The organism is Brevibacterium sp. UBA7493, from assembly GCF_002479565.1.
GTDB lineage: Bacteria > Actinomycetota > Actinomycetes > Actinomycetales > Brevibacteriaceae > Brevibacterium > Brevibacterium luteolum.
On record NZ_DLOD01000017.1, the window covers coordinates 52,314 to 72,719 of the forward strand.

The 20,406-nt window shown below is 68.1% G+C and carries 16 protein-coding genes; 10 read left to right on the plus strand and 6 right to left on the minus strand.

Annotation, left to right across the window (positions count from 1 at the left end; all coding sequences use genetic code 11):
* Positions 1–299 precede the first annotated feature (299 nt).
* Positions 300–2,102, minus strand: coding sequence for a sulfoacetaldehyde acetyltransferase (xsc, locus tag B4E96_RS11375; RefSeq protein ID WP_286957628.1), 1,803 nt, complete (start codon positions 2,100–2,102; stop codon positions 300–302).
* A gap of 202 nt (positions 2,103–2,304) precedes the next feature.
* On the opposite strand from xsc, the gene B4E96_RS11380 reads away from it, so the two are divergent.
* From B4E96_RS11380 to B4E96_RS11415, 8 genes are all read left to right on the plus strand, one after another.
* Positions 2,305–3,174 carry an IclR family transcriptional regulator gene (locus B4E96_RS11380; RefSeq protein ID WP_286957629.1) on the plus strand — a complete coding sequence of 290 codons (870 nt, stop codon included), beginning with the start codon at positions 2,305–2,307 and terminating at the stop codon, positions 3,172–3,174.
* A gap of 10 nt (positions 3,175–3,184) precedes the next feature.
* Positions 3,185–4,177, plus strand: coding sequence for an AAA family ATPase (locus tag B4E96_RS11385; protein WP_286957630.1), 993 nt, complete (start codon positions 3,185–3,187; stop codon positions 4,175–4,177).
* 2 nt (positions 4,178–4,179) lie between these two features.
* The gene (locus B4E96_RS11390; protein WP_286957632.1) at positions 4,180–5,973 is read left to right on the plus strand and encodes a cobaltochelatase CobT-related protein; all 1,794 of its coding nucleotides are present in this window, start codon (positions 4,180–4,182) and stop codon (positions 5,971–5,973) included.
* Positions 5,974–6,267: 294 nt separating this feature from the next.
* Positions 6,268–7,050 (plus strand): IclR family transcriptional regulator, encoded by a 783-nt coding sequence (locus B4E96_RS11395; RefSeq protein WP_286957633.1) that lies wholly within the window; start codon positions 6,268–6,270, stop codon positions 7,048–7,050.
* Positions 7,051–7,122: 72 nt separating this feature from the next.
* The gene (locus tag B4E96_RS11400) at positions 7,123–8,313 is read left to right on the plus strand and encodes a glycerate kinase (protein ID WP_286957634.1); all 1,191 of its coding nucleotides are present in this window, start codon (positions 7,123–7,125) and stop codon (positions 8,311–8,313) included.
* Positions 8,314–8,584: 271 nt separating this feature from the next.
* On the plus strand, positions 8,585–10,270 hold the full coding sequence (locus B4E96_RS11405; RefSeq protein WP_286957635.1) for an amidohydrolase: 1,686 nt from the start codon (positions 8,585–8,587) through the stop codon (positions 10,268–10,270).
* A complete protein-coding gene (locus B4E96_RS11410) occupies positions 10,267–11,310 on the plus strand; it encodes a CobW family GTP-binding protein (RefSeq protein ID WP_286957636.1) in 1,044 nt (347 codons plus the stop codon). The genes B4E96_RS11405 and B4E96_RS11410 overlap by 4 nt, the downstream gene beginning before the upstream one ends.
* A gap of 145 nt (positions 11,311–11,455) precedes the next feature.
* Positions 11,456–13,063, plus strand: coding sequence for a sodium:solute symporter family protein (locus tag B4E96_RS11415; RefSeq protein WP_286957637.1), 1,608 nt, complete (start codon positions 11,456–11,458; stop codon positions 13,061–13,063).
* A 19-nt stretch (positions 13,064–13,082) separates the two neighbouring features.
* Here the strand turns inward: B4E96_RS11415 and B4E96_RS11420 are convergent, their stop codons facing one another.
* The 3 genes from B4E96_RS11420 to B4E96_RS11430 form a co-directional block, all read right to left on the minus strand.
* The gene (locus tag B4E96_RS11420; protein WP_286957638.1) at positions 13,083–15,275 is read right to left on the minus strand and encodes a heavy metal translocating P-type ATPase; all 2,193 of its coding nucleotides are present in this window, start codon (positions 15,273–15,275) and stop codon (positions 13,083–13,085) included.
* Positions 15,276–15,603: 328 nt separating this feature from the next.
* A complete protein-coding gene (gene fabG / locus B4E96_RS11425; protein WP_286957639.1) occupies positions 15,604–16,353 on the minus strand; it encodes a 3-oxoacyl-ACP reductase FabG in 750 nt (249 codons plus the stop codon).
* Positions 16,350–16,808 carry a MaoC family dehydratase gene (locus B4E96_RS11430; protein WP_170273703.1) on the minus strand — a complete coding sequence of 153 codons (459 nt, stop codon included), beginning with the start codon at positions 16,806–16,808 and terminating at the stop codon, positions 16,350–16,352. The genes fabG and B4E96_RS11430 overlap by 4 nt, the downstream gene beginning before the upstream one ends.
* A 173-nt stretch (positions 16,809–16,981) precedes the next feature.
* On the opposite strand from B4E96_RS11430, the gene B4E96_RS11435 reads away from it, so the two are divergent.
* Positions 16,982–17,689, plus strand: coding sequence for an NUDIX hydrolase (locus B4E96_RS11435; RefSeq protein WP_286957640.1), 708 nt, complete (start codon positions 16,982–16,984; stop codon positions 17,687–17,689).
* Positions 17,690–17,692: 3 nt separating this feature from the next.
* On the opposite strand, the gene B4E96_RS11440 is transcribed toward B4E96_RS11435, so the two are convergent.
* Entirely contained in the window at positions 17,693–18,010 is a 318-nt protein-coding gene (locus B4E96_RS11440) for a hypothetical protein (RefSeq protein ID WP_286957642.1), read from the minus strand.
* Positions 18,011–18,014: 4 nt separating this feature from the next.
* Complete coding sequence (locus B4E96_RS11445) at positions 18,015–18,434, minus strand: NUDIX hydrolase (protein ID WP_286957643.1); 420 nt, start codon at positions 18,432–18,434, stop codon at positions 18,015–18,017.
* A gap of 277 nt (positions 18,435–18,711) precedes the next feature.
* On the opposite strand from B4E96_RS11445, the gene B4E96_RS11450 reads away from it, so the two are divergent.
* A partial coding sequence (locus B4E96_RS11450) for an ABC transporter ATP-binding protein (protein WP_286957644.1) occupies positions 18,712–20,406 on the plus strand: 1,695 nt, incomplete at its 3' end.

A 20,406-nucleotide genomic window follows, 5' to 3' on the forward strand; every position in this document is an offset into this window, starting at 1 on the left:
GAAACTCTTTTCTAACTTTCCCGTCGTGCTTCCGCGGCCCGCAGTCAGCGCGACGAGAAGTTTGTAGACCTATTCATATTTTGGGGGTCCGAAAATATGAATAGGTCTACAAACTTTCCCCGTCACACCCGGCCACACCCCGCCTCACCCCGCTCCGCCCAGCCGCCGCCCACGCAAAAAGGCGCAGCGCCGGCCCTCTCACGGGAGTCGGCGCTGCGCCTGAGGTGCGTCAGCGGGACCACGCGGCCCAGCAGTCGGTCACCGACTGATCACACACGGTGGCTGCTGGCGTACGCGGATCAGACGTAGTCCTTGTACTTGTCGAGCAGGCGGACCGGCTTCTTGAGCGCATCGCGGCGGAACGGGTCGCCGAGCTCACGGTTGCACATGATCTCGATGACGGTCGTCTTGCCTTCGTTCATCTGCGCATCGATCGCGGCCTTGAGCGCGGGGCCGACCTCGTCGAGCTGATCGACGGTGACACCCTCAGCACCCATCGCGCGGGCGATCTCAGCGAACGAGTCGGTGTCGATCTCGGCGGCGACGAAGCGGCGGTTGTAGAACTCCACCTGGTTCTTCTTCTCCGCACCCCACTGGCGGTTGTGGAACACGACCGCGGTGACCGGGATGTCGTGGCGGACGGCCGTCATGACCTCGACCATCGACATGCCCCAGGCGCCGTCGCCGGCGTAGGCGATCGCCGGGCGCTCCGGGCAGGCCTTCTTGGCGCCGATGATCGTCGGCAGCGCGTAGCCGCAGTTGCCGAACGACATCGGGGCGAAGAACGACCGCGGCTCCTCGAAGCGCAGGTAGGAGTGGGCGACCGAGTTGATGTTGCCGATGTCAGTCGAGACCATGACGCGCTCGGGCATGGCCTCTTCGAGGGCGCGCAGCACCTGGCGCGGGTGCAGCCAGTTGCCCTCTTCCTCCTCGGCTTCGGCGATCATGTCCTGCGAGAAGTCGTCGCGCTCCTCGGTCCACTCCGAGAGCTCCTTCTCCCAGGCGTCCTTCTCGCTGCGGATCCGCTCAGCGCGCTGATCCTTGGTCTTGTCCGAGGCGACGTCGAGGTTATTCAGCCGCTCGAGCAGTGCGGAGGCTGCCTGCTTGGCATCGCCGAGCACGCCGACCTCGATCTTCTTGACGAGTCCGAGCATGTCGGCATCGGCGTCGACCTGGATGATCTTGGCGTCCTCCGGCCAGTAGTTCAGGCCGTGCTGCGGCAGGGTGCCGAAGGGCCCGAGGCGGGTGCCGAGGGCGAGGACGACGTCGGCGTCCTTGATGAGTTTCATGCCGGCCTTCGAGCCCTGGTAGCCCAGCGGTCCGCACCACAGCGGGTGGGAGGCGGGGAAGGAGTCGTTGTGCTGGTAGGAGTTGACGACCGGGGCGCCGAGGCGCTCGGCCAGGGCCTTGCACTCCTCGACTCCGTCGGCGAACACGACGCCGCCGCCGGAGACGATGACGGGGAACTCCGCCTCGGCCAGCAGCTTGGCGGCACGGTCGAGGGACTCGGGGCCGCCGGGGCCGCGGTCGATGACGGCCGGTTCGCGGATCTCGGTCTCGATCTCGCCGTAAAAGTAGTCGCGCGGGATGTTGAGCTGGGTCGGGCCCATCTCGGCCTTGGCGCGGTCGAAGCAGCGGGCGGTGAACTCGGCCATCCGGGCCGGGTTGGACACGTGGCCCTGGTACTTGGTGAACTCCTGGAACATCGGCAGCTGGTTGGCTTCCTGGAAGCCGCCGAGGCCGATGCCGTTGGTGCCGGCCTCCGGGGTGACGATGACGACCGGGCTGTGCGCCCAGTAGGCGGCGGCGATCGCGGTCACGCAGTTCGAGATGCCCGGGCCGTTCTGGCCGATCACCACGCCGTGGCGGCCGGAGGCGCGCGAGTAGCCGTCGGCCATGTGGGCCGCGCCCTGCTCGTGCACGACGGGCACCAGCTCGATGCCGGCCGGGGCGAAGATGTCCATCGCATCCATGAATGCCGATCCCATGATGCCGAAGATCGTCTCAACGTCGTTGGCGACGAGGGTCTCGACGAAGGCCTCCGACGGCGTCATCCGCTGTACGCCCTTGACGACCTCGCGTCCTGTCTTGGTCGAAGCCATTGCTCCCGACCTCCTTCTGGTCCGTGAACTCCAATGTTCCCGATAACGGAACAGTCCGTTCCGATTACTGTTGCGTGCTTCACTCTAGAGACCGAGCACCCCACACGTCAACACATATTCCAAAATTGCGAACAGTCTGCAATACTTTTCGAGACAGAACGTTCGCTGGCGTCGCCGATCCGGGGCGCAGACTGGAGGAATCGTGAGCACCGCAGAGATCGTGGGGACCGCCGCCCATCCCGCCGCCGAGGCGGTGGAGACCGGCCGCGGACTCATCGGTGACACCCCGGTCCAGCGGCATCTGTCCCTCCTCGAGCTCATCGCCACCCGTGAGACGCCCTCGACCCTGCAGGGCCTGACCGAGGAGACCGGCCTGCCGAAGCCCACCCTGCACCGGATGCTCCAGCAGCTCGAAGACGCCGGCATGGTCCTGCGCGACGGCGACGGCCGCCGGTTCCGCACCGGCCCGCGGATGCGGCGGATGGCCGAACGGACCCTGCTGACCGATGTGCACTTCGGCAACCGCAACCGGATCCTCGCCGAGCTCGTCGCCGAGATCGGCGAGAGCTGCAACATCACCGCCCTGTCCGGTCACGAGGTGGTCTACCTCGACCGCGTCGAGACCACCGAGCCCCTGCGCGTGACCCTGGCGCCCGGTTCGCGCGTGCCGGCCCACGCCTCGGCCTCGGGCAAGCTGCTGCTCTCCCAGCTGCGCTCGGCTGCCCGCCGCCAGCTGCTCGGCACCGCCCCGCTGCGCAGCTTCACCCCGAACACGATCACCGATCCCGAGGCGGTCGAGGCCGAGGTGGCGCGCGCCGCCGAGCTCGGCTACGGGATCGATGACGAGGAGTACCTCGCCGGGCTCGTGTGCGCCGCCGTGCTCATCCCGGATCCGTCCGGGATCTCGAACCTGTGCGTGGCCGTGCAGGCCCCGGCCCTGCGGCTGAGCACCGCCGACTGCGTCGACCTGGTGCCGGTGCTGCGCCGGGCCGCCGAGCAGATCGCCGCCCACAGCCACCCCACCGACGACAGCGCCGATGCCGGCAGCGATGATGCTGCCGCCACCACCTGAGGAGGCACCCATGACACCGACGACACCGGACCTGACCGACACCGCCTGCGTCCCGGACACCACCGTCAGCGCCCGCGAGGTCTTCGGCATCGACCGCGACCTTAAGGTTCCTGCGTTCTCAGAGCCCAATGAGCTCGTCCCGGCGATCGACGAGGCCCACCACTTCGACCCGGATGTGACACTGGCGATCCTGTCGGGATACGCGAAGAACCGCCGGGTCCTCGTCCAGGGTCTGCACGGCACCGGCAAGTCCAGCCACATCGAGCAGGTCGCCGCGCGGCTGAACTGGCCGTGCATGCGCGTCAACCTCGACGGGCAGATCTCACGCCTCGACCTCATCGGCCGCGATGTCGTCACCCTCGATGACGGCAAGCAGGTCACCGAGTTCCGCGAGGGCATCCTGCCGTGGGCCGTCCGCCGCCCGGTCGCCCTGCTGCTCGATGAGTACGATGCCGGCCGGCCCGACATCATGTTCGTCATCCAGCGCCTGCTCGAGCGCGAGGGCCGGCTCACCCTGCTCGACCAGTCGACCGTCATCGCCCCGCACCCGGGCTTCAGGCTCTTTGCGACTGCCAACACCGTGGGGCTGGGCAATGTCACCGGCATGTACCACGGCGTCCAGCGCCTCAACCACGCCCAGCTCGACCGCTGGTCGGTCGTCGCCCACCTCTCAGCCCTCGACCCGGATGTCGAGGCCTCGATCGTCGCCGCCCGCGTCCCGAGCCTGGAGGCCGAGACGATCGAGGCGATGGTCCGCCTGGCCAACCTCACCCGCGAGGGCTTCAGGGTCGGTGACCTCTCCACCCTCATGTCCCCGCGCACCGTGGTGACCTGGGCGGAAAACATCGAGATCTTCGGCGAGCGCGAGCGCGCCTTCCGTCTGTCCTTCCTCAACCGCTGCGATGAGTACGAGAAGGGCATCGTCGCCGAGTACTACCAGCGCTGCTTCGACGCCGAGATCACCGAGGCCGCCCCCGGGTCGCTGACCCCAGCCGGAGCCTGAGCATGAGCACCCAGCCGACCACCGCCTCGGGCGCGGGTGCCCCGCTGACCGCCGACCCGACGACCGCGACCGGCGGGCCGCCGCCGGGTGCCCAGGAGAGCCCGCGGACCACGCGCCGGCGCGAGCATTTCCGCGAGCTCGCTGACGCCCAGGCCCGGGCTGCGACCGGGCGGCCGGGCCTGCATCATCGCGGCGGCCGGCTCTACGACGGGCCCAAGCGGCTGGCGGTGCCGGCCCTGCACTTGGATCCCGCGCCCGAGGCGTCCCTCGCCTCCCTGCGCGGGATCGCGGATGCCGTGTGGCTGCGGTGGAAGGCCTCGAACCGGGACCTGCACCGGTCGCTGCGGCCGGCCGAGCCGGCCGCCCGGACGGTCTTCGATCTGCTCGAACAGCTGCGGGTCGAGTCGCTTGTGCCGGATTCGGCGCCGGGCGCAAGAAGGAATCTGGCGCTGCGCTTCGCTGAATGGTCTGATGAATTCCTGGCCTCCGGGCTCATCGACACGAAGGTCGGGCTCATCATCTTCACCCTCGCCCATACTGCCCGCTCGCGGATCCTCGCTGTCGCGATTCCCGCGCACCTGGAGGATCTGCTCGAGCACACACGCTTCGATCTGGCCGAGAAGATCGGCGCCCCGCTGCGGCAGCTGAGGCGGAACCGCCATGACCAAGGGTCTTTCGCCGGCCCGGCTCTTGAGCTGGCGGGCATCGTCGCAGCCCTGGCCGAGGAGGCCGCGGCCGAGGATGAGCTGGCCCGCGGCGGGCGGAGCGGGCGCGCCCCGGAACTGGCGCTCTTCGATGAGGAGCGTGAAGCCGAAGACGACGCTGACAACGGTGTGGTCGCAGGGCTCGGGCAGTCGCAGACGCTCAGCGACGCCGCTGGGCAGTATGCGGTGTTCACCCGCGCCTATGACGAGACGACGACCGCGCTCAAGCTCGTGCGCCCGGGCAGGCTGCGGGAGCTGCGCCGCCGGCTCGATGAGGCGATCAGCGAACGCGGGCTCTCTGTTCACCGGCTGACCCACCGGCTCGAGCGTGAGCTCGCCCGGCCGGGCACTGACGGCTTCGATGCAGGGCAGCCAGAGGGCCGGCTCGATCGGCGCCGCCTCGCCCAGCTCGTAGCCGCCCCGAGCCAGACGCTCGTGTTCGAGACCGAGCGGATCGTCCCGCGCACCGAGCTTGCGCTCACGGTGCTCATCGACTGCTCCGGTTCGATGCGCACCCACCAGTTCGCCATCGCCTCGGCCGTCGACACCTTCGCCCGGGCAGGCGACGCCCTCGGCATGAGTGTCGAGGTGCTCGGCTTCACGACGCGCTCATGGACCGGCGGGCGGGCGAAGAAGGACTGGCAGAAGGCCGGCTCACCCCTGGGCGTCGGGCGGATCGCCGAGCGCCGGCACATGGTGCTCCTCGATGCCGATGCCGGCTACCGGCGCGGCCGGGCAGGGCTGGCCGCGCTGCTGCGCGCGGATCTGTACAAGGAGGGCCTCGACGGGGAGGCGCTCGACTGGGCGGCTGCCCGGCTGGCCCGCCGCGACGCCGAACGGAAGGTCGTGCTCGTCATCTCCGATGGCAGCCCCTCGGATGCGGTGACGGCCAATGCCAATGACGAGGAGTACCTCGGCGCCCACCTGCGCCGCACCGTCGATCAGTGGACGGCCAGCGGCCAGGTCGAGATCGCCGGCCTGGGCGTCGGACTCGATCTCAGCGTCTTCTACGACCGGCACCAGACCGTCGACATCGACGCCGGAGACGCCAACGCCGTCATCACCGGGATGGTCGAGCTGCTCTCCCGGTGATGACGGCTGGTATGCAGAGCCGCCCAGCCCAGCGCTGAGCCGTACGTGGCGACTGCAGTGCAGCCAGTGCAGTCGGCCCAGCCATCCGCCGCGCGACCGAGTATCCGGGAAATCACTGCGCTATGAGCCTCCCACAAAGCCCAGTATTCCGCATACCGATTGAAGGTTTCTGCTATGCGATATAGCGACCAGTCGGTAGACTCGCAGCCACAGGCGTTTTCGACGGCGCAGTGATCCGCCGGAGTGCCGTTCACTGGATCTCGACCCGCTTCCCGCCAGGAGGAACCACGCATCATGCCGCGCACCGCAGACGAAGAGCCATCCAGCCGTTCCGCGCGAGGCGGCGTCCAGTCAGTCGAACGTGCATTTGATCTGCTGAATCACATCGCAGACGCTGGCGGGCGCACCACTCTCAGCGAACTCTCCGCCTCCGTCGACCTGCCGATGCCCACGATCCACCGCCTGCTCAAAACACTCGTCGGTCTCGGCGCCGCCCGCCAGCTCTCCGATCGGGGCTACGCCCTGGGCCCCAGCCTCATCCGCCTCGGGAACCTCGCCGGAGAACAGCTTGGCACGATCGCCCGTCCGTACCTGCGCGCACTCGTCAACGAGCTAAGCGAAAGCGCCAACGTCGCGGTGCTCGACGGTGACATGGTCGTCTACGCAGATCAGGTCCCATCCTCACAGCAGATGCGGATGTTCACCGAGGTCGGCCGCCGGACGCATACTCACGACACGGGAGTCGGCAAGGCAATCCTCTCGCAGTTGCCGGCAGAACAGGTCCGCCGCATCGTCGAGACCGCCGGGATGCCGACGCCGACTCCACACAGCATCGCTACGCTCGAGGACCTGGAGGCCGAACTGGAGCGGATCCGGGAGCGCGGCTATGCGGTGGACGAACAAGAGCAGGAGCTTGGGGTCCGGTGTTTCTCCGTCGCCGTTCCCGAGGCGCCGACACCGATGGCGATCTCGGTCTCCGGACCCACCAGCCGGATGGATCAGTCGTTCGCTGACAAAGCCGTTCCGCTGCTGCAGGACGCTGCCGCGGGGATCGCCCACGAGCTCTCTGCTACCTGACCTTCCAGCCCTCCTCCGGTCGCTGCGGATATATCCGCAGCCGCGGCGCCGCGACTCACAAAGGAGTCTCCTATGACAGCCCCGCACCCGCGCATCGTCTGCGTCCCCGATTCCTTCAAAGGGTCGGTTACCGCAGCCGAGGCTGCCAGCGCACTGGCCCGAGGCGCTCAGCAGGCGTTTCCTGAGTCAGACGTGGTCGAGCTGCCGTTCGCCGACGGCGGTGAGGGAACGCTGGAGGCGCTGCTGGCCGCCTGGGGCACCGAAGCCGAGGTGGTCCGCGTCGTCGATGCCATCGGGCGACCAGCCGCCGCTCTCTTCGGACGTTCTCCCAACGGTCAGACCGCTGTCATTGAGGCTGCCCAGGCTAATGGTCTGCCGCAGGTCTCCGACGCCGACCTGCTGCCGTTGCGAGCCGATAGCTACGGCGTCGGAATGATCGCCGCCCGCGTGCTCGACGAAGTCGATGAGATCCTGCTCTGCATCGGCGGCTCCGCCAGCACCGACGGCGGAACTGGCCTGCTGCGCGCACTCGGCGCCCGGTTTCTCGATTCGGCCGGCAAAGAAGTAGAGGCCGGAGGCCACGGTCTGGCCGACATCACTGAGATCGACACGAGCGGGCTCCACCCGCGGGCACAGCAGGTGCGATGGCGGATCGCCGTCGACGTCGACAATCCGCTGACCGGCCCTCGTGGTGCAGCAGCCGTCTTCGGGCCTCAGAAGGGCGCCACCGCCGAGGACATCGCCGTCCTTGACGCCGGCCTCACCCAGCTGGCAAGCGTGCTCAGCACGCATGTCGAAGTTTCCGAACTGGCCGGTTCAGCCTCTGCGGAACGCCTCTGTGCCCGCGACGGCTTCGGCGCCGCAGGAGGGATCCCTGTCACGCTGGCGACCCTGCTCGATGCGGAGACGCTGCCCGGCGCGCAGCTGGTAGCCGAGGCAGTCGGCCTTGCCGAGACGCTTGCTCGCGCAGATCTGGTGCTCACAGGCGAAGGCTCTCTGGATTCGCAGTCTCTGGCCGGCAAGGTCGTCGACGCTGTCCTGCGCTGCACCCCACAGGGGGTCCCGGTGATCGCAGTTGCCGGAACGGTGAAACTCACCCCCGCTGAGTGCCGCCGCGCCGGGTTGGCTGCAGCGTTCTCGATCGCACCCGGAGCCGCCCAGCTGGAGGCACTGTTGCAGAACACAGTACCTCTGATCGAAGACACCGCCGCCCATGTCTGCGCCGTGGCCGCGATTGGATTGCGCCCAACTGATTCCATCTGAGCAAAGGCGCTGCAGAGCATCCCCACACCCGCTGACCGGCGAGAGCTGTGGGTGCGCGGCAGCTTCCCATGCGGCTCGAGGGGTCAGATCACCTGCACCTGCCAGCGGCCCACCGCCTCGGGAACGCGGTGGCGGCCCGGACTCATGCGCACGGGCGCATCTGGACTCATCATCACCGGCTGATCTGGTGCTTGCCGCCGGCCGGTGCAGATGGTGGACTGGCGGCAGGTGCCCGCGCGGTGCCGCCCTCATCAGCGTCGATAGGAGAGCAATGGAACCGACCATCGTCTACCCCGCCCGCATCGTCCGCACGATGGATCCGGCCCGGCCCACCGCCGAGGCGATCGCCGTGCGCGGTGACAGGATCCGTGCGGTGGGCACGGTCGAGGAGCTGCTGACCTACCCGAACGCGGTCATCGACGACCGCTACGCCGAGGCGGTGCTGCTGCCCGGCTTCGTCGAAGCGCACTCGCACGCAGGCTCCGGCAATGTGTGGGCCTCGACCTACGTCGGGCTCGTCGACCGGATCGACCCCGATGGCCGCCGGTGGCCCGGCTGCCGGACCCTTGACGCGGTGCTCGATCGGCTGCGCGAAGCCGAGGCGGAGCTCACCGATCCGGAGGAGCCGCTGCTGGCGTGGGGGCTCGACCCGATCTACTTCCCCGGCGACCGGCTCGTCGCCGCCCACCTCGACCGCGTCTCGACGACACGGCCGATCCACGTCACCCATACCAGCGGGCACGTCTCGACGGTCAACTCCGCTGCCATGGCCCGCTGCGGCATCGACGCCTCGACCGAGGTGACCGGCGTCGTCAAGGACGAAGACGGCAACCCGAACGGCGAACTGCAGGAGTTCGCGGCGATGGCACTGGCCGGTGAGCTGACCGACGGCGGCGGGCTGCTGAACATCAACGCGACCGCCCTGCGCCGGTTCAGCCAGGAGGGCGTCAACACCGGCACCACGACGCTGACCGACCTCGGCACGACGATCCTCATGGAAGACGAAGGTGTTGAGCTGTTCCGCTCGACCGTCGATGCCGACTTCCCGGTCCGGATCAACGTCTTCCACTTCGGTGCTGGCGTCGGCGAGGTCGCGCTGTCGATGCCGGAGGCCGCCCAAAGGCTCATCGAGCTGCGGGAGACCTCGACCGACCGGCTGCGGTTCGGCAACGTCAAACTCATGCTCGACGGTTCGATCCAGGGCTTCACCGCCCGGATGATGGAGCCGGGCTACTTCGGCGATGAGCCCAACGGCATCTGGGGTGTCGCCCCGGAGGAGTTCATCGAGGCCTTCCGCATCTTCCACGAAGCCGGACTGCTCATCCATGTCCACTGCAACGGCGACCAGACCACGCAACTGTTCCTTGACGCACTCGAAGCCGCGCTCATCGCCCACCCGCGTCCGGATCACCGGCACACGTGCACGCACTCGCAGCTGACAACGCAGGCGCAGTACAAGCGGATGAAGGCTCTGGGTGCCGGGGCGAACATCTTCGCCAACCACATCTGGGCGTGGGGCGACCAGCACATGGACATCACCGTCGGGCCCGACCGGGCTGCGCGGATGAACGCGGCGGCGACCGCACTGCGGACCGGAGTGCCGATCACCCTGCATTCGGACACCCCGGTCACCCCGCTCGGGCCGCTGCACACCGTCAAGCATGCCGTCACCCGGTTGACGGTCTCCGGCCGGGTGATGGGCGAACACGAGCGGATCAGCCTCGATGACGCACTCGAAGCGGTCACCCTCGGGGCTGCGTATCTGCTGAAGATGGATCACGAGGTCGGTTCGCTCGAGGCCGGCAAGTTCGCCGATGTCGCCGTCCTCGACGCCGACCCCTATGAGGTCGCGCCCGAAGCGGTTGGTCAGATCCATGTCCGCGGCACCATGGTCGGCGGGCAGCACTACGCCTCTGTCGTCGAGCCGGCCGGCACCTCGGGAGCGGATGGCCAGTGACCGCACCTGCGGCAGACGACGCGGTGACCAGCCCGGCGGGTAGAACCCGTGCCGGTGACCCTCGTTCCGGTGCCCGGCTCGGGATCATCGGCGGCTACCTGGGCGCAGGCAAGTCGACGCTGGTCAACCGGCTGCTGTCAGGCATCCTGCCCGGGCGCACCGCGGTCGTCGTCAACGACTTCGGGGCGGTCAACATCGATGCCGCGCTCATCGCCGCAGCCGATGACGACACCATCGAGCTGACGAACGGCTGCATCTGCTGCCAGCTCAGCGACGATGCGCTGCGCACCATGAGCGCACTGGCCGCCCGCGACGACCTCGATCAGGTGCTGTGCGAGGTCAGCGGGGTCGGCGATCCCGGCCAGCTGGCCAGCTGGCGCAGCTATCCCGGCTTCACCGCTGGCCCTGTGCTCGTCTGCGCCGATGCAACCTCGATCGTGCGCCAGCTGGATGACGTCTATGTCGGCGATGCGGTCGCAGGCCAGCTCGCCGCCGCCGAGGTGGTGCTCGTGACGAAGACGGACCTCGCCTCACCGCCAGAGGTCGAAGCAGCCGTGGCCTCCTGTCGGAGGGCCGCAGCGGAGGCGGTCGTCATCGCCCAGGATCCGGCTGATCCCGACGCGAGCGCAGCGCAGGCGCTCAGCACTCCCGTGCCCGAAGCGGGTGCCGCGGATCGCGCCGCGCCTGTCCAGCCGGCCCGGCCGCAGGCCGCTTCCACGCCTACCACTCCCCCAGCTGCCGCGCTGCAGCATGCGAGCGCGCATGCCACCCGCACGCTCGATATCACCGGAGCCGTCGATGTCGATGCGCTCACCGCCGTGCTCGATACGCTCGCGGGCACCCTCGTGCGGGCGAAGGGGATCGTGTCCACCGCCTCGGGAACGGCGCATTCCGTCCAGCTGTCCGGACGCCGCGTCGACGTCCGGCCGACCGAGGGACCGGCGACCGGCGGGTTCGTGCTCATCGCCGCCGGGGAGGATCCCCAGGCCGCCGTCGACGCGGCGGCCGCCGCGCTCGCGCCTGTGCTCACCGGCGACTGAGCGCACCTGCGCCACCACCGTGCTGGACCCATCGGGCGTGACGGAACTGGTCCTGGCCACCCGCGATGATCGCCGGGATGGTGAGGGAATACGCATTCATCAATGAGGATGGATATTCATCAACGGGGATGGAGAACCTGCGCCCATGAACTGGTATCTCGTGTGGATCATCGGCTTCCTGCTGCTGCTGCTCGTCATCAGCGTCGTCGCCACGACTCGCGTCAAGAGCGCTGACGGCTATGTCATGGCCGACTTCAGACTCGGGTTCTTCCCCATCTGCGGTTCGGTCATCGCCACCGTCACCGGTTCGGCCGCCCTCATCGGCGGTGCGGGCAAGGGTTTCGAGATGGGGCTGTCGTACAACATCACCGGTGTGGCCTACGCCAGCTTCACCATCGCCGCTGTGCTGCTGCTCGGCCCGGTCATCCGCCGGCTGCGGCTCTACACGGTGCCTGAGCTCTTCGCCCGCCGCTTCGGCAAAGTCGCAGCCCTCATCCCGGCCCTCATCGTCGGGCTGCTGTACATGACCCCGACGTTCGGCATGCAGCTGGTGGGCATGGGCGCGATCCTCGCCTCGATCACCGACCTCACCGTGTTCTGGGGCATCCTCGCCGGCTTCGTCGTCACCCTGGCGTTCACGCTCGTCGGCGGGATGCCGAGTGTCGCCTGGACGGATGCGATCCAGACCTTCGTGATCCTCGCCGGTGTCATCATCACGCTCATCATGGGCATCAACTACGTCGGCGGGATCGGCACGATCATCGAAAGCACCCCGGCCGATCACTTCTCCTTCACCTCGATCGGCGGCATCGAGCTGCTCAACTGGTTCCTCATCTTCGGACCGTTCTACATCGTCTGGCAGACGACCTGGCAGCGGCTCACCGCAGCCAAGAGCGACCGGGTCGGCATCTGGGCGGTCGTCATCGGCTTCGCCGTCTCCGTGATCATCGGCGCGGCGGCGATCGTCATCGGCATCGCCGCCCTGCAGATGTTCCCTGCCGGCACCATGCCCGATGTCATCTACACCTCATTCATCGCCGAGATCTTCCACGGCTCGATCGGCGGGCTGCTGATGGTCTCGCTGCTGGCCGCACTGCTGACCGGAGCGACGTCGTTCCTGCTCTCGGGTGCGATCAACATCTCCAAGGACATCTACCAGGGCTGGGTCAACCCGCGCGCCACCGACGACCAGATCCTCACCGTGTCCCGGATCTCGGTCGCGGCGATGGCGGTCATCGGGCTCGGGATCGCCCTGGCCATCAAGGACATCATCGCGATCTACCAGGTGGCTCTGTCCTTCACCGCGACCACGCTCGTCATGCCGGTACTGGCGGCGATGTTCTGGAAGCGGGCGACGAAGCGCGGGGTCGTGTGGTCGATGATCGCTGCAATGGCCGTCTCACTCGTGTGGCGCTTCTCCGGCCAGCCCTTCGGCATCCACGAGATCCTGCCCGGTCTCATCACCTCGGCCATCGTGCTCATCGCGGTCAGCCTGACGACCCGGCATTCCGATGATGAGGTCGTCGTCGCCTACTACCACGCCTACCGGGCCGGTGAGCTGCGCACGCACGGTGTCGATGAGGAGCCGGTTGCAGCAGGGGACGTCCCCGCGGGGACGTCGACGGCGGCAGAGTCGACCGCAGCAGGCCGGGCCACCGAGCCCGAGGCGGAGGTCGCAGCTGGCACGGAACCGGCACGGACGACTGAGCCTGCCTCACCAGGCGGGCAGCAGCGGTGGACGCAGGCCGACTGACCTCATCCGTTTCTGTGCTTCAGGACTCGAGCACTGCAGCGGTGCTGGCAGCAGGTGAGAGGTCGAGCCGGCGCAGCAGCTGGGCATTGAGTGCCACGACGACGGTGGAGGCGGACATGAGGATGGCGCCGACGCTCATCGGCAGCACGAAGCCGACCGGCGCCAAGACGCCGGCGGCAAGCGGAACCGAGATGAGGTTGTAGCCGGCAGCCCACCACAGGTTCTGCTTCATCTTCCGGTACGTCGCACGCGAGAGCTCGAAGACCGAGAGCACCGAACGCGGATCTGACGACGCGAGGATGACACCAGCGGAGCCGATCGCCACATCAGTGCCCGCACCGATCGCGATGCCGACATCCGCCTGGGCGAGCGCGGGAGCATCGTTGACGCCGTCGCCGACCATCGCCACGCGCCTGCCCTCACGCTGAAGCTCCTCAACCTTGGCGGCCTTGTCCTCGGGACGGACCCCGGCGAACACGCGGTCGATACCGAGCTCTGCGGCAACCGTGTCGGCAACAGCCTGTGCGTCGCCGGTGATCATGACGACCTGCGCCCCGGCTGCGTGCAGGGCATCAACCGCGTCGCGTGACTCCGGACGGATCTCATCGGCCAACCTGAGCGCACCGATGACCGCGCCGTCTGCCAGCACGTGGAGGATGATCGCGCCTTCGCCGCGCCACTGCTCGGCGACCGGCAGCTCCTGCTGGCCGCTCTGCTCGAGTAAGTAGGGGCCGCCGACCTCGATGACCGCCTCGCCGACACTCGCGCGCACGCCCACTGCCGGCGACGAGCTGAACTCCCGAGCGGCGGGGACGGTGAGGTCACGGCCAGCGGCTGCTGCGGTGATGGCACGCGCCAAGGGGTGTTCGCTGTCGGATTCGGCGGCAGCCGCCAGTCCCAGCACCTCATCACCAGTGCGGCCGTCGACGGGTTCGATGCCGGTGACGGTGGGCTCGCCCTTGGTCAGGGTGCCGGTCTTGTCGAACAGCACCGCGTCGACGCTGCGCATGGACTCCAAGGCGAGCCGGTCCTTGATGAGGACGCCCCCGCGGGCGGCGCGCTCCGTGGCAATGGAGACCACGAGCGGGATCGCCAGGCCCAGAGCGTGCGGGCAGGCGATGACAAGAACGGTGATGGTGCGCACCACAGCTGTGCCCGGCACACCGAACAGCGACCACACCACCGCAGTGATGACGGCAGCGCCGAGGGCGAACCAGAACAGCCAGGCGGCTGCCACATCGGCGATCCGCTGGGCGCGTGAGGACGAGGCCTGCGCATCGGTCACGAGTTTCTGGATGCCGGCCAGCGCGGTGTCATCTCCGGTTGCGGTCACTTCGACCCGGAGTCCGGAATCCGTCGCGACCGTGCCGGCGACAACGGGGTCTCCTGTCTGCCTGCGGACGGTGGCGGACTCACCGGTGACCATCGACTCATCCATGGAGGCTGAGCCGTCGACGATCGTGCCGTCAGCAGGCACGGCAGATCCCGGGCGCACAATCGTCACATCTCCGACGACCAGGTCAGCCGGTGCGACAGCGACGACCTCATCACCGACGAGCTTCTCCGCCTCATCGGGCAGCAGCGCTGCCAGTGAGTCCAGCGCCGAGGTGGTCTGGGCCAGTGAGCGCATCTCGATCCAGTGACCGAGCAGCATGATGACGACCAGCAGCGCCAGCTCCCACCAGAAGTTCAGCTCATGATCGAGCAGGTGCAGGCTGGCACCCCAGGACGAGAGGAAGGCGACGGTGATGGCCAGCCCGATGAGCAGCATCATGCCGGGTGCGCGCGACCGGATCTCGGAGACGGCTCCGGCGAGGAAGGGCCAGCCGCCCCAGACGTACATGACGGTGCCCAGCACCGGCGACACCCACGGCACCCAGGCGGTATCAGGCAGTTGGTAGCCGAGCAGGTGAGCAAACGTTGCGTTGAAGCCGACGACCGGGACCGCGAGGACGAGCATGGTCCAGAACAGCCGCCGGAACTGCCGCACATGGTCTCCGTGACCTGCGTGCCCACTGTGGCCGGCGTGCCCACTGTGGTCGCCGTGGTTGTGCCCACTGTGGCCGGCGTGCTCGCCATGCCCACTGTGGTCACCGTGGTTGTGCCCGCCGTACTGGGCGTGGCTCTCGGCGTCGGCGTGCTTACGGCCGGCGACATGGTCGGCTTGGCTGCCGTCTGTGCGGTCGCCTGAATGGGCGAGGTGTTCGTTCATTCTTCCCTCCGGGGGGGTTGGGACCGTCGCGAACGTGGCGGTGAGGCTGCTGCGTCGTCATTGCGAACGACTCGAACACCGCGATCATATACCCTATAGGGGTATTATGGGAAGGCACTTCCACCCCACCGCATCATGTGCTTCGTCGAGTTGCGCTGACCGCCGCACATGCACCCGAAGCCTGGCCGACAGCCACTGCTGTGGGACATGATTTGACGATCGTCACCCGCAACATCAGGGACTTTCAGCTCCCGGGGGGGCGAATCTGGCCGACACCTCGGCGCTGTGAACCCAGCCCCGGGCCCGCCATCAGCCCGACGCGCTGGCCTCACAGATTGCGGCCACCCGAGATCTCCAGCACGGTGCCGGTCATGTAGCTCGACATGTCCGAGGCGAGGAACAGCGCGACCTGCGCGACCTCGGCCGGTTCGCCGAAGCGGCCGAGCGGGATCTCGGTCAATCGCTGGGCCAGCACATCGTCCTGCATCGCCTCGATCATCGGGGTGCGGATGAGGCCGGGCTGGATCGCGTTGACGCGCACGCCGGCGAAGCCGACCTCCTTGCATGCGGCCTTCGTCATCCCGACGACCCCGGCTTTGGCCGCCGAGTAGTTCGTCTGCTCCGGATTGCCGACCTTGCCGGAGATCGAGGAGACGTTGACGATCGAGCCGCCTGACTCCTGCCCGCGCATAATGCCCGAGGCGGTCTTGAGCCCGTTCCACGTCCCGCGCAGGTGCACGGAGATGACCTGGTCGAACTGCTCCTCAGTCATCTTGCGCATCGTCGCATCGCGGGTGATGCCGGCATTGTTGACCATGACATCGAGCGCACCGAAGGCATCGACGGCCTTCTGGCACAGGGCTTCGACATCGGCCAGGGCGACGACATCGCAGCCGAGGCCGATAGCACGCTCACCGATCTCCAGACGCTCCACCGCCTCGGCGACGGCCGCGCCGTTGAGGTCTCCCAGCACAAGGTTCGCACCCGCGGCGGCATACGCCTCGGCGATGGCGAACCCGAGGCCCTGGGCGGCACCGGTGATGACGGCGGTGCGGTCGGCGAGCAGCCCGGAGCTCACTGTTCGACCATGAGCGAGACGCTCTCGGCGATGCAGGCCGGGCGGTCGGCGCCGTCGATCTCAATGACGTGGGTCATGATGACCATGACGCCGGCATCCTTGCGCTCGACGCTGTCGAGGGTGATGGTGTCGCGCACGCGCGCGCCAGAGGGCACCGGCTGCGGGAAGCGGACCTTGTTGAGTCCGTAGTTGATCTTCATCTTCATGCCGGTGACGTCGACGGTGCGCTGCGAGAGCATCGGCAGCAGCGACAGGGTGAGGAAGCCGTGGGCAATCGTGCCGCCGAACGGGCCGGCCTTGGCCTTCTCCTCATCGAGGTGGATCCACTGATGATCGTCGGTCGCATCGGCGAAGAGCTGAATCCGATCCTGGTCGATCGTCACCCAGTCGCTTGACCCGACCTCGTGTCCCACGAGCTTCTCCAGCTCGGCGATCCCGTTGATCTCACGCACCATTGCTACTCCTTCATCGCCGCAGGCGGCACTTGCGCAGCCCGCTCGATTGGCACCGTGGCAGGCCGCAGTCGTCTTGCATCAGGCCGCGGCCGGCACCTCGGCCCGCCGCGTCCCAGGTCAGTCTAATGGGTTAGGGTGACAGACGACACACCTGGTGACAGCTGACTGGAGGCATGATGGTCCGCAATCTCGGCCCGGAGGGAACCGACCGCTCCGACGTCGTCGACATCACCGACGCGACCGTCATGCCCGCCGACCCGCACGCCGTGCCCGTCCGCCCGGCGGTCAGCGTGCTGCTCATCCGCGACGGTGCCGATGGCCTGGAGGTCTTCGTCCAGCACCGGGTGGCGACGATGGACTTCGCTGCCGGGGTCGTCGTCTATCCCGGCGGCCGGGTCGATCCGATCGATGAGACGACCGGGGCGAGCTTGGACACCGCGCCCGAGGTGGTGGACGCCCATGAGAAGGCGTGGCACCTGAGTTCGTGTTCGGGTCTGCCGGGAGGAGCTCGGACGCTCATGGCGTGTGCGATGCGCGAAGTCGCCGAGGAAGCCGGCGTCGTGCTGGCGGCTGAGGACCTCAAACCGTGGGCGAACTGGGTGACCCCGCCGGGGCGCTCCCGGCGCTTCGACACCTACTTCTTCGTCACCGCCCCGGAAGATGCCGATGCCGCGGTGCACCAGACGACTGAGGCACACAACTCCGAGTGGATGAACGTCAAGCACATCATCGCCGAGGAGGAGGCCCAGCGTCTCAAGCTCATGCGCCCGACCCTGGCGCTGCTCGGTGAGATCGACGCGCTCGGCTCTGTTGATGCGGTCATGAGCAGTGATCATGAGATCGTGCCGGTCAAGCCGCGCGAACCCGGCAAGCACAGCTGAAGGTCAGCTGGCCGACTGCGCCCGGCGCTCCTCGTCCTTGCGGCGGCCGACGATCTCGGCGATCCACCAGAACCCGGTCCACATCACGAACATGAGGGCCAACCCCCATGCCAGGAGCGCGACGAAGCCGATGCTCCTCCAACCCTCGGTGGCTGTCATCGCCATGATCGACAGGACGACCGCTACGGCGAACACGAGACCGGAGACGATCGCAGTGATGCGCAGCGCCAGCGGAGCGCGGGGCTTCCGGCCACTGGGAGTGGGACCGCCCTGAGCGCGGTGACCTGGAGCGGTGTCGGGGGATGCGGGGGAGCTGTCCATCTCGTCAGTCTAGCCCCGCCATCTCCACCGCGATCTTCACAAGCCCCACCTGCGGCAGGTCAGCCAGCTCATCGAGCGGGATCCAGGCGGCCCGGTCGCTCGACCCGCCGACCTCGTGGCGCAGCTGCCCGCCGGTGACGCTGGCGGTGTAGATAATGCGCAGTGCGTGCAGGGTGTCCCCGGGTTTGAGCCGGCGCTCCCCGGGCACGACGAGCGAATCGATCCCCAGCAGCTCCCCCAGGGCGACCTCATAGCCGGTCTCCTCATACACCTCGCGCACGGCGGCATCGGCCGGATCCTCACCCTCCTCGAGTCCGCCGCCGGGCATCGACCACAGCGGCGCGGGTCCTTCGATCCAGCGGGACATGAGCAGGCGACGGTCGTCATCGACGATGACGCAGTAGGCTCCTACACGCAGACGCATACCGTCAGATTACGGCACCACCGGTGCGCTGTGAGCGAGAACACCCACATGGCTATAGGCATCTGACGGCCACCGGAGTAGTGTAGTGCCTTCGCCGGTCGGCCCGCCGGCACTGCGCAGCTGCCCGCAGACTCACGACTGCCCGCCGCTGTGTCCATCTGCCAGCACCCACGCCACAGGCGTGCCACGATCTGCCTTCCGCCACTGCTGACGGGAGGTCCGCTCGCCGCCCCCGGCCACCGCCTCGGCGGCGTCAACCACCCGCATCAGGGGAGACATGCTGCTCACGCTGCTCAAACGGTACCTGCGCCCCTACACCGGAGCGCTCGCCATCGTGCTCATCTTCGAGTTCGTCCAGTCCCTGGCCGCGCTCTACCTGCCGACCCTCAACGCCGCGATCGTCGACCGTGGTGTCGCGCAGGCCGATGTGCCCCTCATCTGGCGCCTCGGCGGCCTCATGCTGCTGGTGAGCTTCGTGCAGCTGGTCGCGATGATCATCGCGGTGTACTTCGGTGCGCGCACCGCGATGCGCGCTGGCCGCGACCTGCGCCGCGACGTCTTCCATACCGGCCAGTCCTTCTCCCAGCACGAGGTCGCCCGCTTCGGCGCGGCCACCCTCATCACCCGCAACACCAACGACGTCCAGCAGGTGCAGATGCTCATCCTCATGAGCTGCACGATGCTCGTCATGGCCCCGATGATGGCCCTGGGCGGGATCATCATGGCACTCAGCCAGGACGTCCAGCTCTCCTGGCTCATCCTGGTGGCCGTGCCGCTGCTGCTCGTGACCCTCGGCATCCTCATCGCCCGGATGATCCCGCAGTTCAAGATCATGCAGACCCGCATCGACAAGATCAACGCCGTCGCCCGCGAGCAGCTCACCGGCATCCGCGTCATCCGCGCCTTCGCCCGCGAGGCCACCGAACGCGGCCGCTTCGACATCGCCAACCGGGAGCTCACGGAGACGAACTTCAAGGTCGGGATGCTGTTCGCGCTCATGTTCCCGCTCGTCATGGGCATCCTGAACATCTCCTCGGTCGCCGTCATCTGGTTCGGCGGCCTGCAGGTCGAGGCCGGCACCACCGAGGTCGGCACGATGATGGCGTTCATGCAGTACCTCATGCAGATCCTCATGGGCGTCATGATGGCGACCTTCATGACGATGATGATCCCGCGCGCGGCGGTCTCCGCCAAGCGCATCGGCGAGGTCCTCGACACCGCCCCGACGGTCAACCCGCCCGTTGACCCCGTGCCCGAGGTGGAGGTCCCGGGCGCCGTGCGGCTCGCCTCGGCGACGTTCGGGTTCCCCGGGGCCGAGGCGCCGGTGCTGCGCGATGTCACCGCCGCCTTCCAGCCGGGGACGACGACGGCGATCATCGGCTCAACCGGTGCCGGCAAGTCGACGCTGCTCGGGCTCATCCCCCGCCTGTTCGATGTGCAGTCCGGGATGGTCGAGGTCGGCGGTGTCGACGTACGCCGGCTGGACCCTGCGGTGCTGCACGCCCAGATCGGGCTGGTGCCGCAGAAGGCGTTCCTGTTCTCCGGGACGGTCGCGTCGAATCTGCGCTACGGCAACCCCGAGGCCACTGATGAACAGCTGTGGCAGGCCCTCGAGGTCGCCCAGGCCGCCGGGTTCGTCTCCGACATGCCCGGCGGGCTGGAGGCTCGCATCGCCCAGGGCGGGCAGAACGTCTCCGGCGGTCAGCGCCAGCGTCTGGCGATCGCCCGCGCGCTCGTGGCGAACCCGCCGGTCCTGCTGTTCGACGACTCGTTCTCCGCCCTCGACACCGAGACCGATGCCCGGCTGCGCGCCGGCCTCGATGAGCACTACGGGCATGCCACCCGGATCATCGTCGCCCAGCGCATCGCCTCGATCACCGACGCCGACCAGATCATCGTCCTCGACGACGGTGCCATCGTGGGCACCGGCACCCATGACGAGCTCGCTAGCTGTACTTCCTCGGGAGGTTGT

Excerpts from the sequence above, each read along its gene's own strand:
- xsc (WP_286957628.1), bottom strand. The coding sequence starts at position 2,102 with ATGGCTTCGACCAAGACAGGACGCGAGGTCGTCAAGGGCGTACAGCGG.
- B4E96_RS11385 (WP_286957630.1), top strand. The coding sequence starts at position 3,185 with ATGACACCGACGACACCGGACCTGACCGACACCGCCTGCGTCCCGGAC.
- B4E96_RS11390 (WP_286957632.1), top strand. The coding sequence starts at position 4,180 with ATGAGCACCCAGCCGACCACCGCCTCGGGCGCGGGTGCCCCGCTGACC.
- B4E96_RS11395 (WP_286957633.1), top strand. The coding sequence starts at position 6,268 with ATGCCGCGCACCGCAGACGAAGAGCCATCCAGCCGTTCCGCGCGAGGC.
- B4E96_RS11400 (WP_286957634.1), top strand. The coding sequence starts at position 7,123 with ATGACAGCCCCGCACCCGCGCATCGTCTGCGTCCCCGATTCCTTCAAA.
- B4E96_RS11405 (WP_286957635.1), top strand. The coding sequence starts at position 8,585 with ATGGAACCGACCATCGTCTACCCCGCCCGCATCGTCCGCACGATGGAT.
- B4E96_RS11415 (WP_286957637.1), top strand. The coding sequence starts at position 11,456 with ATGAACTGGTATCTCGTGTGGATCATCGGCTTCCTGCTGCTGCTGCTC.
- B4E96_RS11420 (WP_286957638.1), bottom strand. The coding sequence starts at position 15,275 with ATGAACGAACACCTCGCCCATTCAGGCGACCGCACAGACGGCAGCCAA.
- B4E96_RS11430 (WP_170273703.1), bottom strand. The coding sequence starts at position 16,808 with ATGGTGCGTGAGATCAACGGGATCGCCGAGCTGGAGAAGCTCGTGGGA.
- B4E96_RS11435 (WP_286957640.1), top strand. The coding sequence starts at position 16,982 with ATGATGGTCCGCAATCTCGGCCCGGAGGGAACCGACCGCTCCGACGTC.
- B4E96_RS11440 (WP_286957642.1), bottom strand. The coding sequence starts at position 18,010 with ATGGACAGCTCCCCCGCATCCCCCGACACCGCTCCAGGTCACCGCGCT.
- B4E96_RS11445 (WP_286957643.1), bottom strand. The coding sequence starts at position 18,434 with ATGCGTCTGCGTGTAGGAGCCTACTGCGTCATCGTCGATGACGACCGT.